The 13,734-nt window shown below is 66.5% G+C and carries 14 protein-coding genes; 7 read left to right on the forward strand and 7 right to left on the reverse strand.

Annotated elements, in window-relative coordinates; genetic code table 11:
* The 5 genes from cysT to RZE79_RS16265 form a co-directional block, all read right to left on the reverse strand.
* Positions 1 to 888, reverse strand: a complete 888-nt coding sequence (gene cysT / locus RZE79_RS16245) for a sulfate ABC transporter permease subunit CysT (protein WP_319355410.1) — start codon at positions 886 to 888, stop codon at positions 1 to 3.
* Complete coding sequence (locus tag RZE79_RS16250) at positions 889 to 1,905, reverse strand: sulfate ABC transporter substrate-binding protein (protein ID WP_319355411.1); 1,017 nt, start codon at positions 1,903 to 1,905, stop codon at positions 889 to 891. It lies immediately after the preceding gene.
* Entirely contained in the window at positions 1,902 to 2,477 is a 576-nt protein-coding gene (locus RZE79_RS16255; protein ID WP_319355412.1) for an alpha/beta hydrolase, read from the reverse strand. The genes RZE79_RS16250 and RZE79_RS16255 overlap by 4 nt, the downstream gene beginning before the upstream one ends.
* 22 nt (positions 2,478 to 2,499) lie before the next feature.
* Positions 2,500 to 3,141 (reverse strand): peroxiredoxin, encoded by a 642-nt coding sequence (locus tag RZE79_RS16260; protein ID WP_099789561.1) that lies wholly within the window; start codon positions 3,139 to 3,141, stop codon positions 2,500 to 2,502.
* 149 nt (positions 3,142 to 3,290) lie between these two features.
* Complete coding sequence (locus RZE79_RS16265; protein ID WP_319355413.1) at positions 3,291 to 4,205, reverse strand: LysR family transcriptional regulator; 915 nt, start codon at positions 4,203 to 4,205, stop codon at positions 3,291 to 3,293.
* A 135-nt stretch (positions 4,206 to 4,340) separates the two neighbouring features.
* Between RZE79_RS16265 and RZE79_RS16270 the strand changes: the two genes are divergently transcribed.
* Positions 4,341 to 4,988 carry an FMN-dependent NADH-azoreductase gene (locus tag RZE79_RS16270; RefSeq protein WP_153284099.1) on the forward strand — a complete coding sequence of 216 codons (648 nt, stop codon included), beginning with the start codon at positions 4,341 to 4,343 and terminating at the stop codon, positions 4,986 to 4,988.
* A gap of 282 nt (positions 4,989 to 5,270) precedes the next feature.
* Positions 5,271 to 6,056, forward strand: a complete 786-nt coding sequence (locus RZE79_RS16275) for an SDR family oxidoreductase (protein ID WP_319355414.1) — start codon at positions 5,271 to 5,273, stop codon at positions 6,054 to 6,056.
* Positions 6,057 to 6,198: 142 nt separating this feature from the next.
* Here the strand turns inward: RZE79_RS16275 and RZE79_RS16280 are convergent, their stop codons facing one another.
* Positions 6,199 to 6,756 carry an NADPH-dependent FMN reductase gene (locus RZE79_RS16280; protein ID WP_153284097.1) on the reverse strand — a complete coding sequence of 186 codons (558 nt, stop codon included), beginning with the start codon at positions 6,754 to 6,756 and terminating at the stop codon, positions 6,199 to 6,201.
* 189 nt (positions 6,757 to 6,945) lie between these two features.
* Between RZE79_RS16280 and RZE79_RS16285 the strand changes: the two genes are divergently transcribed.
* The 5 genes from RZE79_RS16285 to yjjJ all read left to right on the forward strand — a co-directional run bounded on the left by RZE79_RS16285 (position 6,946) and on the right by yjjJ (position 12,297).
* Entirely contained in the window at positions 6,946 to 7,917 is a 972-nt protein-coding gene (locus tag RZE79_RS16285) for an aliphatic sulfonate ABC transporter substrate-binding protein (protein WP_319355415.1), read from the forward strand.
* A 19-nt stretch (positions 7,918 to 7,936) separates the two neighbouring features.
* Positions 7,937 to 9,172 (forward strand): N-methyl-L-tryptophan oxidase, encoded by a 1,236-nt coding sequence (solA, locus tag RZE79_RS16290; RefSeq protein ID WP_319355416.1) that lies wholly within the window; start codon positions 7,937 to 7,939, stop codon positions 9,170 to 9,172.
* A gap of 65 nt (positions 9,173 to 9,237) precedes the next feature.
* Positions 9,238 to 10,170, forward strand: a complete 933-nt coding sequence (panE, locus tag RZE79_RS16295; RefSeq protein WP_319355417.1) for a 2-dehydropantoate 2-reductase — start codon at positions 9,238 to 9,240, stop codon at positions 10,168 to 10,170.
* Positions 10,171 to 10,184: 14 nt separating this feature from the next.
* Positions 10,185 to 10,862: an aspartate/glutamate racemase family protein gene (locus RZE79_RS16300; RefSeq protein WP_319355418.1), complete on the forward strand. Its 678-nt coding sequence runs from the start codon at positions 10,185 to 10,187 to the stop codon at positions 10,860 to 10,862.
* Between the two features lie 106 nt (positions 10,863 to 10,968).
* Positions 10,969 to 12,297, forward strand: a complete 1,329-nt coding sequence (gene yjjJ / locus RZE79_RS16305) for a type II toxin-antitoxin system HipA family toxin YjjJ (RefSeq protein WP_319355419.1) — start codon at positions 10,969 to 10,971, stop codon at positions 12,295 to 12,297.
* Here yjjJ and RZE79_RS16310 read toward each other — a convergent pair.
* Positions 12,294 to 13,667, reverse strand: coding sequence for an NAD(P)/FAD-dependent oxidoreductase (locus RZE79_RS16310; RefSeq protein ID WP_319355420.1), 1,374 nt, complete (start codon positions 13,665 to 13,667; stop codon positions 12,294 to 12,296). The two genes, yjjJ and RZE79_RS16310, sit on opposite strands and share 4 nt — an antisense overlap.
* Between the last annotated feature and the right edge of the window lie 67 nt (positions 13,668 to 13,734).

Here is a 13,734-nt window from a genome sequence, read left to right on the forward strand (position 1 = left end):
TCAGGCTCCTGCGCGCTTGCGTTGCCAGGCTTGCAGGCCGTTGATGACCAGCAGCAGGATGAACGACAGCACCAGCATCACCAGCGCGACCGCGGTGGCGCCCGTGTAGTCGTACTGTTCCAGCTTGCCGATGATGATGAGCGGCGTGATCTCGGAAATCATCGGCATGTTGCCGGCGATGAAGATCACCGAGCCGTACTCGCCGATGGCACGTGCGAACGCCATGGCAAAGCCCGTGAGCAATGCCGGCGCAATCGCCGGAAAGATCACCCGGGTGAAGGTCTGCAAGCGCGTGGCGCCCAGCGACGTCGCGGCTTCTTCCAGTTCTTTCTCGGTGTCTTCGAGCACCGGCTGCACCGTGCGCACCACGAACGGCAGCCCGATGAAGATCAGCGCAATCACGATGCCCGCCGGCGTGAACGCCAGCTTGATGCCGTACGGCTCGAGCAATTGCCCGATCCAGCCGTTGCCTGCGAGCAGCGCCGTGAGCGAGATGCCGGCCACGGCCGTGGGCAGCGCGAACGGCAGGTCGACCAGCGCATCGACGATGCGCTTGCCCGGGAACTTGTAGCGCACCAGCACCCACGCCACGAGCAGGCCGAACACCGCATTCACCATGGCCGCGATCAGCGAGGCGCCGAAGGTCAGGCGGTACGAGGCCATCACGCGCGGCGCGGTCACCGACACCCAGAAATGCTCCCAGGTCATGGTGAAGGTCTTGAAGACCAGCGCCGACAGCGGGATCAGCACGATCAGGCACAGGTAGAAGACCGTGAAGCCGAGCGTGATGTGGAAACCGGGCAGCACGCGCTTGGCGCCTCCTGCCCGGTTGGAACGTGAAAAAGGCGCTCCCGCTGCCGGGAGCGCCGAAGAAGCAGCGCCACTCATTTACTTTGCGCCAGGCGTGTAGAGCTTGTCGAACTGACCGCCGTCATTGAAGTGCACCTTCTGCGCTTCGGTCAGGCTGCCGAACAGTTCCTGTACCGTGAACAGCTGCAGCGGCTTGAAGGTCGCGGCGTGCTTCTTGAGCACGGCCGGCGAACGCGGACGCAGTGCATGCTTGGCGGCGATTTCCTGCGCTTCTTCGGAGTACAGCCAGTCGAGGTAGGCCTTGGCGAGTTCGCCCGTGCCCTTCTTCTTGACGGTGCGCTCGACGATGGCAACCGGGTTCTCGGCCACGATGGAGATCGACGGGTACACCGAGTCGACCTTGCCGGTGCCGAATTCACGGTCGATCGAGACCACTTCGGATTCGAAGGTAATCAGCGCGTCGCCGATGTTGCGTTGCAGGAAGGCGGTGGTCGCGTCGCGGCCGCCGCGTGCCAGCACCGGCACGTTCTTGAACAGCTTGCCGACGAACTCGGCAGCCTGGGCGTCGGTGCCGCCCTTCTTCTTGATGTAGCCCCAGGCAGCCAGGTAGGCGTAGCGGCCGTTGCCGCCGGTCTTGGGGTTGACGATCACGACCTGCACGCCCGGCTTGATCAGGTCGTCCCAGTCCTTGATGCCCTTGGGGTTGCCGTTGCGCACCAGCAGCAGCATGGTCGACGTGGTGGGCGATGCGTTGTCGGGGAACTTCTTGTTCCAGTCCTTGGCGACCACGCCGGTGCCGGCCAGGAAGTCGATGTCGGTCGAGGTGTTCATGGTGACCACATCGGCATCGAGGCCGTCGGCCACGGCGCGCGCCTGGGCGCTGGAGCCACCGTGCGACTGATCGATCTTGACGTCCTTGCCCGTCGTCTTCTTGTAGTGCGCCACGAAGGCCGCGTTGTAGTCCTTGTAGAACTCGCGCGCCACGTCGTACGAGGCGTTCAGCAACCCCGTGCCTTGGGCGAAGGCGTTGCTGCCGGCGAGTGCGGAGGACGCCAGCGCGAGCACGGCGACGAGGGTCTTGATTCTGGAAGTCATGTGGTTGCCAGGTTGTCTGAAAATTCACGACCGGCCGACCAGGCGGCGGGTTCGTCGGTCAACGATTGCAGCAGGGCCAGGCCGAGCGGCCAGTCTCCGTGCCCCGAATCGATGTTGATGTGCCCCGCATTCTGCATGCGCACGAACTCGCTGCCCCAGGCGCGCGAATAGGCACCCGCGAGGCGGATAGGGCAATAGGGATCGTTGCTGCTCGCCACCACGATGCTGCGGTACGGCAGCGCCGCATACGGCACGGGCGCGAAGTCGGACAGCACCGCGCGACGCTCCGGGTCGGCCGGCGCCACCAGCAGCGCACCCTGGATGCGGGCGGCGGCCTCGGGCGGCAGGTGCGCCGTGGCAATGCAGCCCAGGCTGTGCGCCGCGATGACCACGGGGCCTTCGCTTTCGAGCACCAGCCTGGCCAGCGCGGGCACCCAGGCATCGCGCTTGGGCGAGGCCCAGTCGTCCTGCGCGACCCGCGCCGCGCCCGGAATGCGCGCTTCCCACAGGCTCTGCCAATGGCCGGGCCCGGAGTCGCGCCAGCCGGGCACGATGACGACACGAGTCTGCATGACGGCGCGGTCCTGCTGCTTCTTACTTGTTGGGCTGCGGCGTGATGCGCAGGTAAGGCTTGACGGCCTTGAAACCCTTGGGGAAGCGCTCGGCCAGCTCGGCCGGGTCCTGGATGCTCGGCACGATGACGACGTCGTCGCCGTCCTTCCAGTTCACGGGCGTAGCCACCTTGTGGCTGTCAGTGAGCTGCAGCGAGTCGATCACGCGCAGGATCTCGTCGAAGTTGCGGCCGGTGGACGCCGGGTAGGTGATCGTGGTGCGGATGACCTTCTTGGGGTCGATGATGAACACGCTGCGAACGGTGGCCGTGGCCGAGGCGTTCGGGTGGATCAGGTCGTACAGGTCGGCCACCTTGCGGTCGGCGTCCGCAATGATCGGGAAGTTGACGGTGGTGTTTTGCGTCTCGTTGATGTCCGAGATCCACTCCTTGTGCTTGGTGGCCGGGTCGACGCTCAGCGCGATGGGCTTGACGCCGCGCTTGGCGAACTCGCCCGACAGCGCCGCCGTCTTGCCGAGTTCGGTGGTGCACACGGGCGTGAAATCGGCCGGGTGCGAGAAGAACACGATCCACGAATCGCCGGCCCACTGATAGAAGTCGATCGGGCCTTCGCTGGAGTCCTGGGTGAAATTGGGGGCGGTGTCGCCGAGTCGCAGGGTTGCCATGGTCGCTCCAAGGAGGGGGTGAAGCCCTGGATTGTGCGAACCGCTGCTTCAATGGCAAACGAATATCTGTTTGTTTGGATATGACGTTTTTTGCATATAGAACTTGCGAAGCCTTGGCGTGACGCTATCTTTTCGATAGCAATCCGGCCTCAGAACATCCGCATCTGCTCGCTTTGCAGGTGCTCGGACAGGAAGTCGATCAGCCGCCGCACCGCCGGCACCAGCGCCCGCCGCGCCGGAAACACCATGTGCGCCACCACGGGCGACGGCCCCCAGCCGGGCAGCACCCGCACCAGCCGGCCCGCCTCGACGTCGGCGCTGCACATGTAGTCGGGGAGCAGGGTCGCGCCGACGCCGCCCAGCGCGCCGAACTGCAGCGTGGCGAGGTCGTCGGCCACGTAGCGCGGCGTGTGCACATGCAGGTGGCTGCGGCCTTCCGGACCTTCGAGCCGCCATTCGGCGCGCCCTTCTCCGTTGACCGACATGGCCGCGGTCGGCAGCTTCGCGAGATCGGCGGGCGTGCCGATCGGCCCGTGCTGCGCCAGCAGCGCCGGACTCGCGACCAGCACGCCGCGGCTGTGACCGAAGGTCTTGGCGACGAGCACGGTGCTGTCCTCGATCGCCGGGCGCACGCGCAGCGCGATGTCGATGCCCTCCTCGATCAGGTCCACCGGCCGGTTGATGACCCGGATGTCGACGCGCACCGCGGGGTAGCGTTCCATGAACAGCGGGATCAGCTGCGCCAACCCGCTGTGCGCGATGGTGACCGGGCAGGTCAACCGCACCAGCCCGCTCGGCTCGGTCTGCACCTGCGCCACCGCCTCGGCGGCCGCCTGCGCTGCGTCGCGCATCGCCGAGGCGTGCCGCAGATAGATCTCGCCGGCTGGCGTGAGCGACAGGCGCCGCGTGCTGCGCTGCATCAGCTGCACGCCCAGCCGCTCCTCGAGCTCGGCCACGCGGCGCGACAGGCGCGATTTGGGAATGCCCAGCGCCCGGCTGGCGGCGGCAAAGCCGCCCCGTTCGGCCACCTCGGCGAAGAACACCATGTCGTTGAGGTCTTGCATCGCTTCATTGTCCTGCAAACAGAACGATCTGATCAAATTTTGGCTACTTATCAATCACTCGCATCAAAAATAGAATTCTTCCAACGCCGGCCACTTCTCAGCGCCGACACCTTGCACAGAAAGTGATTGACTGACATGAAGCTGCTCCACATCGACTCCAGCATCCTGGCCGCCGGCTCCACCTCGCGCCAGCTCACGGCCGAAACCGTCGCCGCCTGGCGCGCCGCCCACCCCAACACCCAGGTCGAATACCTCGACCTCGCCGTGGACGCGCCCTCGCACTTCGGCCCCGACGCCCTGGGCATCAAGACCGGCGTGCAGGCCCAGCCGACCGAAGCGCAACTGCGCGAGAACGCCCTGTCGGAAAAGCTGGTGACCCAGTTCCTGGCCGCCGACGTCGTCGTGATCGGCGCCCCGCTGTACAACTTCACCATCCCGACCCAGCTCAAGGCCTGGATCGACCGCCTCGCGCAAGCCGGCCGCACCTTCAAGTACACCGACAAGGGCGCCGTGGGCCTGGCCGGCGGCAAGACCATCATCGTGGCGTCGAGCCGCGGCGGCATCTACTCGACCTCCGAAGGTGGTCAAGCGGCTGAACACCAGGAGAGCTACCTGAAGGTGATCTTCGGCTTCTTCGGCATCACCGACGTGCGCTTCGTGCGCGCCGAAGGCATCGCGATGGGTGACGCCCCCAAGGCCGCCGCGCTGGCCGCCGCCCGCGCCGACATCCTCGTGGCCACGGCCGAAGCCGCGAACCAGAAGAGCGTCGCGCAAGCTGCCTGAGTCTTGCCGGCCAGCCCACAGCCCGTTGGGTCTCAGTGACTGGGACCCAACGCGGCTTTTGGGCCTTTCTGTTGCCGAGGACCTCGCCACGGGGTGCCTTCGCGCTGGGCCAGTGCGGCGCGCACCCCATTTCACCGCGCACGCCTCAAATCGCCAAAAACAACAGACCTTTGCAAACATTTAGGTCTTTGGTTAATTCCATTTGAATCAAATACCCAAAACAATCCAACACTGATAATCTTTTTTGGCCAATTCGGCAGTCAACCACTTCCTCGGCCAATCATGCAAGAAAATCAGACAGACAGAGACACCCTGCTCGACACCTTTCGCTGCGACCTCTTCAATGGAAAGTCCATTGTGGTATCGGGCGCCACCAGTGGCATCGGGCTCGCAATTGCGCACGGCTTTGCAAGGCTCGGCGCGTCGGTCGTGGCCACCGGAAGCAGTCCTGAAAAGATCGCCAGGGAAAGGCAGAACCCGGCAAATCAATCCATTCGCTTCGAACTCCTCGATGCACGCGATGGCGACGGCATCAAGGCGTTTGCCGCAACCTTTGAAACGCTCGACGTTCTGGTCAATGCACAGGGCATTCTTTGCGGCGAGGCGGAACATACCGAGGAAGTCTTCCTCGATGTGATCGACGTCAACCTCAATGGCGTCATGCGCATGTCCTACGCCTTTCGCGAGCACCTGATCCGCGCGAAGGGCAGCATCATCAATATCTCTTCGATGCTCAGCTACCTTGTCGAGCCCGAAATTCCCGCCTATGCCGCGAGCAAGACCGGGCTTCTCGGCTTGACCCGAACACTGGCGCACGCATACGGTCCCCATGGCGTGCGGGTCAACACGATTTCTCCGGGGTACCACAAGACCGACATGACGAAAGTTCTATGGAGCGTGCCGAAGAGCCACGACCTGATTGCCGGTCATTCCGCGCTCAAGCGCTGGGGATCGACCGAAGACCTGGTTGGCGCCGCGATTTTCTATGCCAGCCCGGCCGCCTCGTTCATTACGGCCACCGATTTGCCGGTCGACGGCGGCTATGTCGTTGGAAATACGGTTCGATAACTGCTGGCCGCAAATCAATTGACATTGAAATTCAATCCATCAATTCAGCTGGAATAGCAAACAGCCAGATCGTCAGCCCCAAAAAGAAAGCCGCCCTCCAAAGGGGCGGCTTTTTCATGGGCGTCGATCGGCGCCCAGTTCGTCAGGCGGCCGAATGGCTCTTCACCCAGGCCACGTACTTGTCCATCCAGCCCTGCAGGAATTTCTGCGTGCCTTCGTTGCCGATGTGGCCCTTGTCGTCGAACAGGCCTTCCTTGGCCTGCAGGAACACTTCGGGGCCGCCCATCGTGGGCGCGTCGAGGTAGGCCAGGATGTTGCGCAGGTGCTGCTGCGCGAGCGCGGTGCCGATGGCGCCGACGGAAATGCCGACCACGCCGGTCGGCTTGCCGCCCCAGACGCTCTGGCCGTAGGGGCGCGAGGCGTGGTCGATGGCGTTCTTCAGCACGCCGGGAATCGAGCGGTTGTATTCGGGCGTGACGAACAGCACGCCCTGCGCGGCCGCAACCTCGCTCTTCAGGCGCTTCACCGAAGCGGCCTGGTTGCCGTCGTCGTCCTGGTTGTACAGCGGCAGGTCATCGATGCGCAGGGTTTCGAAAGTGAAGTCCGACGGCGCCAGGTGCGCCAGCGCCAGAGCGAGCTTGTGGTTGAACGAATCCTTGCGCAGGCTGCCGACGATGACGGCGATCCGGGTCTGTGCCATGAATGAAGCTCCTTGAGTGAGAGGGTCGGAATGACGAAGGCGATTATGCGAAGACCCCATGACCTTTTCCGGAAAAGTTCATGCATCGCTTTGTAGCGACGTGCGCCAGTTTGTGCATGAGCACATGACAAAAGCTTCGTGGCCCGGCGCGCCGCCCGCACCTACAGTCGCCGATTTTTCGCCGACGCCATGCACACCCTGTCCTCGCCTTCCCGCCGCCGCCTGCTCCAGGCCGGCACCGCCGCAGCCCTTGTCGCGGCCTCGGCTCCGCTGTTCGCCCAGACGCGCGCCCGCACGCTGCGCATCGGCTACCAGAAGTTCAACACGCTCAACATCCTCAAGGGCACGGGCCAACTTGAGAAAGCGCTCGCGCCGGCCGGCGTGAGCGTCGAGTGGCGCGAGTTCCTGGGCGGCAGCCAGCTGTCGGAAGCGCTGGCGGCCGGCGCCATCGACTTCGGCCATGCCTCCGACGGCATCGGCGTGTTCCAGCAGGCCAGCGGCAAGGGCCTGGTCTACCTCGCGGCCGAAAGCCCCTACCCCGGCGGCGTCGGCTTCCTGGTGCCGCGCGACTCGCCGATCCGCAGCTTGCGCGACCTGAAAGGCAAGAAGGTCGTCACGGGCCGCGGCTACAACACGCAGTACGTGCTGATCCGCGCGCTCGAAGCGGCCGGCCTGCGCTATGAAGACATCGAGCCGGTCTACATCGTCACGGCCTCCGACACCGTGGCCGCCTACCAGTCGGGCAGCGTCGCGGCCATCGGCCTGTGGGACCCGTTCCTGGCCGGCGCGCAGGTGGCGACCGAATCGCGCCTGCTGTTCGACGGCACCGGCCTGAGCGGCAACCGCACCTACCACTTCGCGCAGCCCGCCTTCGCGCGCACGAACGCCGACACCTTGCGCACCGTGTTCGCCGAACTGCGCAAGGCCAACGACTGGGCGCAGGCCCACCCCGGCGACGTGGTGGCCACGCTCGCACCGCAGCTCAAGGTCGAGCCCAAGGTGCTGGCGCTGGCGACCGAACGGCGGCACTATGGCGTCGTGGCGCTCACGCCCGCCATCGCCCGCGAGCAGCAGGGCCTGGCCGACGTGTTCGCGCAGCTGAAGCTCATTCCCCAGCCCATTGCGGTGAAGGATGCATTTCTCGACCTGAACCTTGTGTGACGACGACACCTCTCGCCCCGTGACCCGTTCCAACCGTTCCCCCATCCACTACGACGCGATCGTCATCGGTCTGGGCGCCCTCGGCGCGGCCACCCTCTACCAGCTCTCGCAACGCGGCGCGCGCGTGCTCGGCATCGACCAGTTCGCACCGCCGCACGACCGCGGCTCTTCGCACGGCGATTCGCGCATCACGCGGCTGGCCGTCGGCGAAGGCGACGAGTACGTGCCGCTGGTGCACCGCTCGCACGCCATCTGGCGCGAACTCGAGGCGCGCACCAGCCGCACGCTGATGACCACCACCGGCGGCCTCGTGCTCGCACCGCGCGACCGCGTGGCCGCACACCACGGCAAGTCCGACTTCGTGCGCCGCACCATCGCCTGCGCCGAGCGCTTCGGCATCGCGCATGAGGTGCTCGACGCGGCCGGCATCCGCACGCGCTACCCGCAGTTCCATCTGCAGGGCGACGAGATCGGCTACCTCGAGCGCGACGCCGGCTTCGTGCGGCCCGAAGACGCCATCGCCGCCCAGCTCGCCGTGGCCCGCGCCGACGGCGCACAGACCCGCACCGGCGAACGCGTGCTGGGCGTCGAGCCCGTGGGCAATGGCGACACCGTGCGCGTGCGCACCGAAACCGCCAGCTTCACCGCCGACCAGGTGGTGGTCGCGGCCGGCGCCTGGCTGCCCGAGTTCCTCGGCCGGCAAGCGCGCACCGACTGGCAGGCCGACTTCTCCGTGCACCGGCAGGTGATGCACTGGTTCGACACCGGCCCCACCGCTGCGGCCGACTTCGCGCCCGGGCGTTTTCCCATCTTCATCTGGATGTTCGGCGACGCGCAGGAAGACTACATGTACGGCTTTCCGGCCTCCGACGCGTCGCAACCCGCGTTGAAGGTCGCCACCGAGCAGTACGTCGACGCCACCACGCCCGACGCGCTCGAACGCGACGTGAGCGCCGAGGAAACCGCCGCCATGTACCGCGACCGCGTGGCCGGGCGCTTTCCGCAGATCGCCGGGCATGCGCTCAAGGCCCGTGCCTGCATGTACACCGTGACGCCCGACCGCCGCTTCGTGATCGACGCGCTCGACGGCCTGCCGAATGTGCTGATCGTCTCGGCCTGCTCCGGCCACGGCTTCAAGCACTCGGCCGGGCTGGGCGACGCCATCGCCGACCGGGTGCTGGGCCGCGAGAACGCGCACGGCCTCGACCTGCGGCCCTTTGCCCGCGAGCGACTGGTGGCCTCGCAACACCCCTGAGGCGTCCGCGCGCGATCCGGGGCATCATCGCTTCCGATCTTCAGTTTCTTCGGAGGCAACGCGCGATGCGATTCCTGATGGTGGGTGCCGGTGCACTCGGTGGTTATTTCGGCGCACGCCTGCTTGCAGCAGGCCGCGATGTGACCTTTCTACTGCGTCCGGGCCGCGTGGCCCAGCTGGCCACGACCGGCCTCGTGGTGCGCAGCCCCTGCGGCGACCTCGACCTGCCGACGCCGAAGCACGTGCTGGCCGAGCAGATCGACGGCCCGTACGACGTGGTCGTCGTCGGCTGCAAGGCCTACGACCTCGACGCCACCATGGACTCGTTCGCACCGGCCGTCGGACCCGACACCGTCATCCTTCCCCTGCTCAACGGCCTCGGCCACATCGACCGGCTGGTCGCGCGCTTCGGCGACGCGCGCGTGCTCGGCGGCCTGTGCATGATCTCCGCCACGCTGGACGACGAAGGCCGCGTGCTGCACCTGAACGACATGCACAGCCTGAGCTACGGCGAACGCGCCGGCGGCCGCTCGCCGCGCATCGACGCCATCGCGGCCCAGTTCGCCGGCGCGAACTTCGCTGCCACCGCGAGCGAAACCATCGCGCAGGACATGTGGGAGAAGTGGGTCTTCATCGCTTCGGCCGCGGGCCTCACGAGCCTCATGCACGCCTCCATCGGCGACATCGTGGCCGCCGGCGGCGAAGACGTGGCGCTCGCGATCTTCGACGAGTGCTGCGCCATCGCCGCCCACAACGGCTTCGCCCCACGGCCCGGTGCCATCACGCGCGGCCGCGCGGTGGTCACGAGCGCCGGCTCGCCCATGACCGCCTCGATGTACAAGGACATGGCCCGCGGCGCACGCGTCGAGGCCGACCACATCCTGGGCGACCTGCTGGCCCGCGCACCGTGCAGCGCATCGCCCACGCCGTCGGTGCTGCGCACGGCGTACGTGCATCTCAAGGCCTACGAGTTCCGGCGCGCCCGCGAGGCCGGTTGAACGGCCACCACGCCATGACCGACACGCTCGCCTTCCTCCACACGGCCGAGGTGCATGTGCAGACCTTCGGCGGCCTGGCCCGCGAGATCGCGCCCGAGCTGCGCGTGCAGCATGTGGTGATGGAAGAGCTGCTGGCCGATGCGCGCACGCTGGGCGTCGACCACGCCGGGCTGGTGACGCGCGTTCACGAGGCCATGCGCGATGCCGCCTCGGACGGCGCCTCCGTCGTCGTGTGTACCTGCTCGACCATCGGCGGCATCGCCGAAAAGACCGCCACCGGCGGCGCCTTTGCCGCCCTGCGCATCGACCGCGCCATGGCCGATCGCGCCGTACGCAACGGCCCGCGCGTGCTGATCGTCGGCGCCGTCGAGAGCACCATCGACCCGACCCTGTCGCTCGTGCTTTCAGCGGCGCGGCAGGCCGGCGTCGGCATCCGCGCCAGCACGCTGCTGGTCGAAGGCGCCTGGGTGCATTTCCAGTCGGGCGACACCGCGCGCTACATCGCCACACTGGCCGATTCGATCCGCGCCGCAGCCGAGGGCACCGACGTGATCGTGCTGGCGCAGGCGTCGATGGCGCCGGTGACGGCGTTGCTGGCGGACCTGGGAGTCGATGTGCTCAGCAGCCCGCAGTTGGGGGTGGCGCATGCGGTGGCAACAATGCGGGCCCGGCACGCGGCGCTGAATTCGTAAGAATCGGACACGCTTCGGACTCACAGTATCTATTCACTTAGAAATTCATTTGGTTTGAATTTCCCAATGACGGGTGGGATAATTTATCTATTCACATAGATATGCAATGCCGCCGTCCAACCCGTCGTCCCTGAGCGCCACCGCCCTCGCCTTCATCCGTTCGCAAGGCGCCGCCACGAGCGCCGAACTGCAGGTGCGGCTGGGCATCAGCCAGGCCACCGCCTCGCGCACGCTGGCGCCGCTCGTTCGCAGTGCGCAGGTCCTGAAGGTCGGTGCGGCGCGCTCCCAGATGTATGTGGCGCCGCGGCACGTCGAGCGCGTCGGCGCCGAGGTGCCGGTCGTCAAGGTCGATGCCGCCGGCCAGGCCTCGCCGTTCGGGCGCATCGTGCCGCTGCAAGGCGGGCGTTGCTGGATGGACGAGCAGCAAGGCCGCAGCGCCTTGCACGACGGCTTGCCGTGGTTCCTTTCGGACATGCGCCCTCAGGGCTTCATCGGCCGTGCCTTCGCGCAGGGGCACCCCGAACTCGGATTGCCCGCCAACCCCGAACACTGGAATGACGACGACGTGCTTCAAGCGCTCGCGCTGTGCGGCGAAGACCTGCCCGGCAACCTCGTGGTGGGCGCCGAATCCTTCCAGCGCTTCCATGCGTTGAGCGCACGCGCCGCCCGCCCTGTCTCGGTGAGCGACTACCCCGCCATGGCGGAGCGCGCGATGCAGGGCACCCTGCCCGGCTCTTCGGCCGGCGGCGAACAGCCGAAGTTCTGCACAGTGCGCGACGGCCGGCAGGTCATCGTCAAGTTCTCACTGGCAGGCACGTCGGCACTCGACCGGCGCTCGCGCGATCTGCTCGTCAGCGAGCACCTGGCACTGAGCACTTTGGCGCAAGCGGGCGTCTCAGCGGCCACCACGCGCATCTTCATCGAAGGCGGCCGCGTGTTCCTGGAGGTCGAGCGCTTCGACCGCTCGGCCCATGGCCGCATCGGCATGGTGTCGCTGATGGCGTACGACGCACAGCACATCGGCAAGATCGACAACTGGGCGGCCACGGCCAACCGGATGGCTTCGCGCGGCCTGCTGCGCGCCGACGATGCGCAGCGCCTGCGCTTTCTCGAAGCCTTCGGTCGCCTCATCGGCAACACCGACCGGCACTACGGCAACATCTCGCTGCTCATCGAAGGGAACGAATGGCGTCTGGCGCCCGCCTACGACGTGCTGCCCACGCTGTACGCGCCGACCAGCGGCGAATTGCCCGCACGCGACCTGGCGGCGATCGGGCTGGCGCCGACGGTGGACACCTTGCAGGAGTGGCCGCATGCCCGGCAACTGGCGGGCGCCTACTGGGAAACCTTGGCGGGCGACGACCGACTCTCCGGACCGTTTCGGACACTGGCCCGGCAGAACCGTCGGCTCATTGCCGAACTGCCAGTCGCCTAGCCCTCAGACTTCTGAATCGTCTCCCCCTTCAACGCCCCCATGTCGCGGATGTTGAAGCGGTGCTGCTTCCACCCCGCCATGGTGCGGCGGAAGTTGGCCAGGGAGATGCCGTAGTACAGCACCTTGAACATGCGCAGCGCGCCCCACATCGGCGTGCCCTTGTAGATGTCGCCGGCCAGCAGCGACATCAGCGCTTCCTTCACGCGGAACGGGTTGCCGGGGTACATGAACATGTCGCGGATGGTCGGGTTGGTCACGCGGTAGATGAACCACGAGTACTCGCGCGGGCCCTTGCGCATCATGGCCTCGAAGCCCTCGCGGGCGCGGGCCAGTTCGGCCGGCTGGTCGAGTGCGGTGGCCACCAGTTCGGCGCCGTCGAAGGCGCTGTGCATCGCAAGGTACACGCCCGAAGAGAACATCGGGTCGATGAAGGTGAAGGCGTCGCCCAGCAGCAGATAGTTGTCGCCCGTGGCGTGTGTGCTCGAGTACGAGAAGTTGCCCGTGGCGTGCACCGCGTCGTCGATCAGCGTGGCGTTTTTCAGGCGGTCGGCCAGCACGGGGCACAGCGCGATGGTGTCGTAGAAGAATTCCTTCAGCGATTTTTCGCGCGTCTTCAGGTAGTAGGGCCAGCACACCGCGCCCACGCTGGTCGTGCCATCGGCCAGCGGGATGAACCAGAACCAGCCGTGCGGAAACCAGCAGATGCTGATGTTGCCTTCCTTCTTGCCCTCGAGCCGCTCGGCATTCGTGAAGTGGCCGAACAGCGCGGTGCTGTTGTGGTCGGGGTTCTTCTGCTTGCAGCGGAATTTGTTGGCCAGCAGCGTGTCGCGGCCCGTGGCGTCGATCACGAAGCGCGCGCGCCAGCTGCGCTTGGCCCCGTCGTCCATCACGGCCTGCACGGTTGCGCCGTCGGCGTCGAAGGCCACGTCGCGCACCTTGCAGCCCTCGAAAGTCTGGGCGCCGCGCGTGGCGGCGTTGCGGAACAGCAGTTCGTCGAGTTCGGAGCGGCGCACCTGCCAGGCGGAGTCGAGCGACTTGTCCCAGCCTTCGGCGAACTCCACGTAGCTGCGGTGCTCATGCTCGGGCGACACGAACTCGATGCCGAACTTCGGCATGCCGATCTTCTCGACCTGGTCGCGCACGCCGAGCCTGTCGAACAGCTCGACGTTCGCGGGCAGCAGCGATTCGCCGATGTGAAAACGCGGGTGGTGCTCTTTTTCGACCAGCACCACCTGGCGGCCCTGCTGCGCCAGCAGCGCCGCGACGGTCGAGCCGGCCGGACCGCCACCGATCACGAACACGTCGCACGACTCGCTGACCGCGCTGACAGAAGGAGCGCCGGAAGAAGAAGAAACCTGAGGCTGGGACATGCGAAGACAAGCTGCGTGATGGACAGCGACAGAGCATAGCGCGCCCGCATCGCACGACGCAAAACGG

It is taken from the genome of Variovorax sp. EBFNA2 (assembly GCF_033802765.1).
GTDB classification, from domain to species: domain Bacteria; phylum Pseudomonadota; class Gammaproteobacteria; order Burkholderiales; family Burkholderiaceae_C; genus Variovorax; species Variovorax paradoxus_H.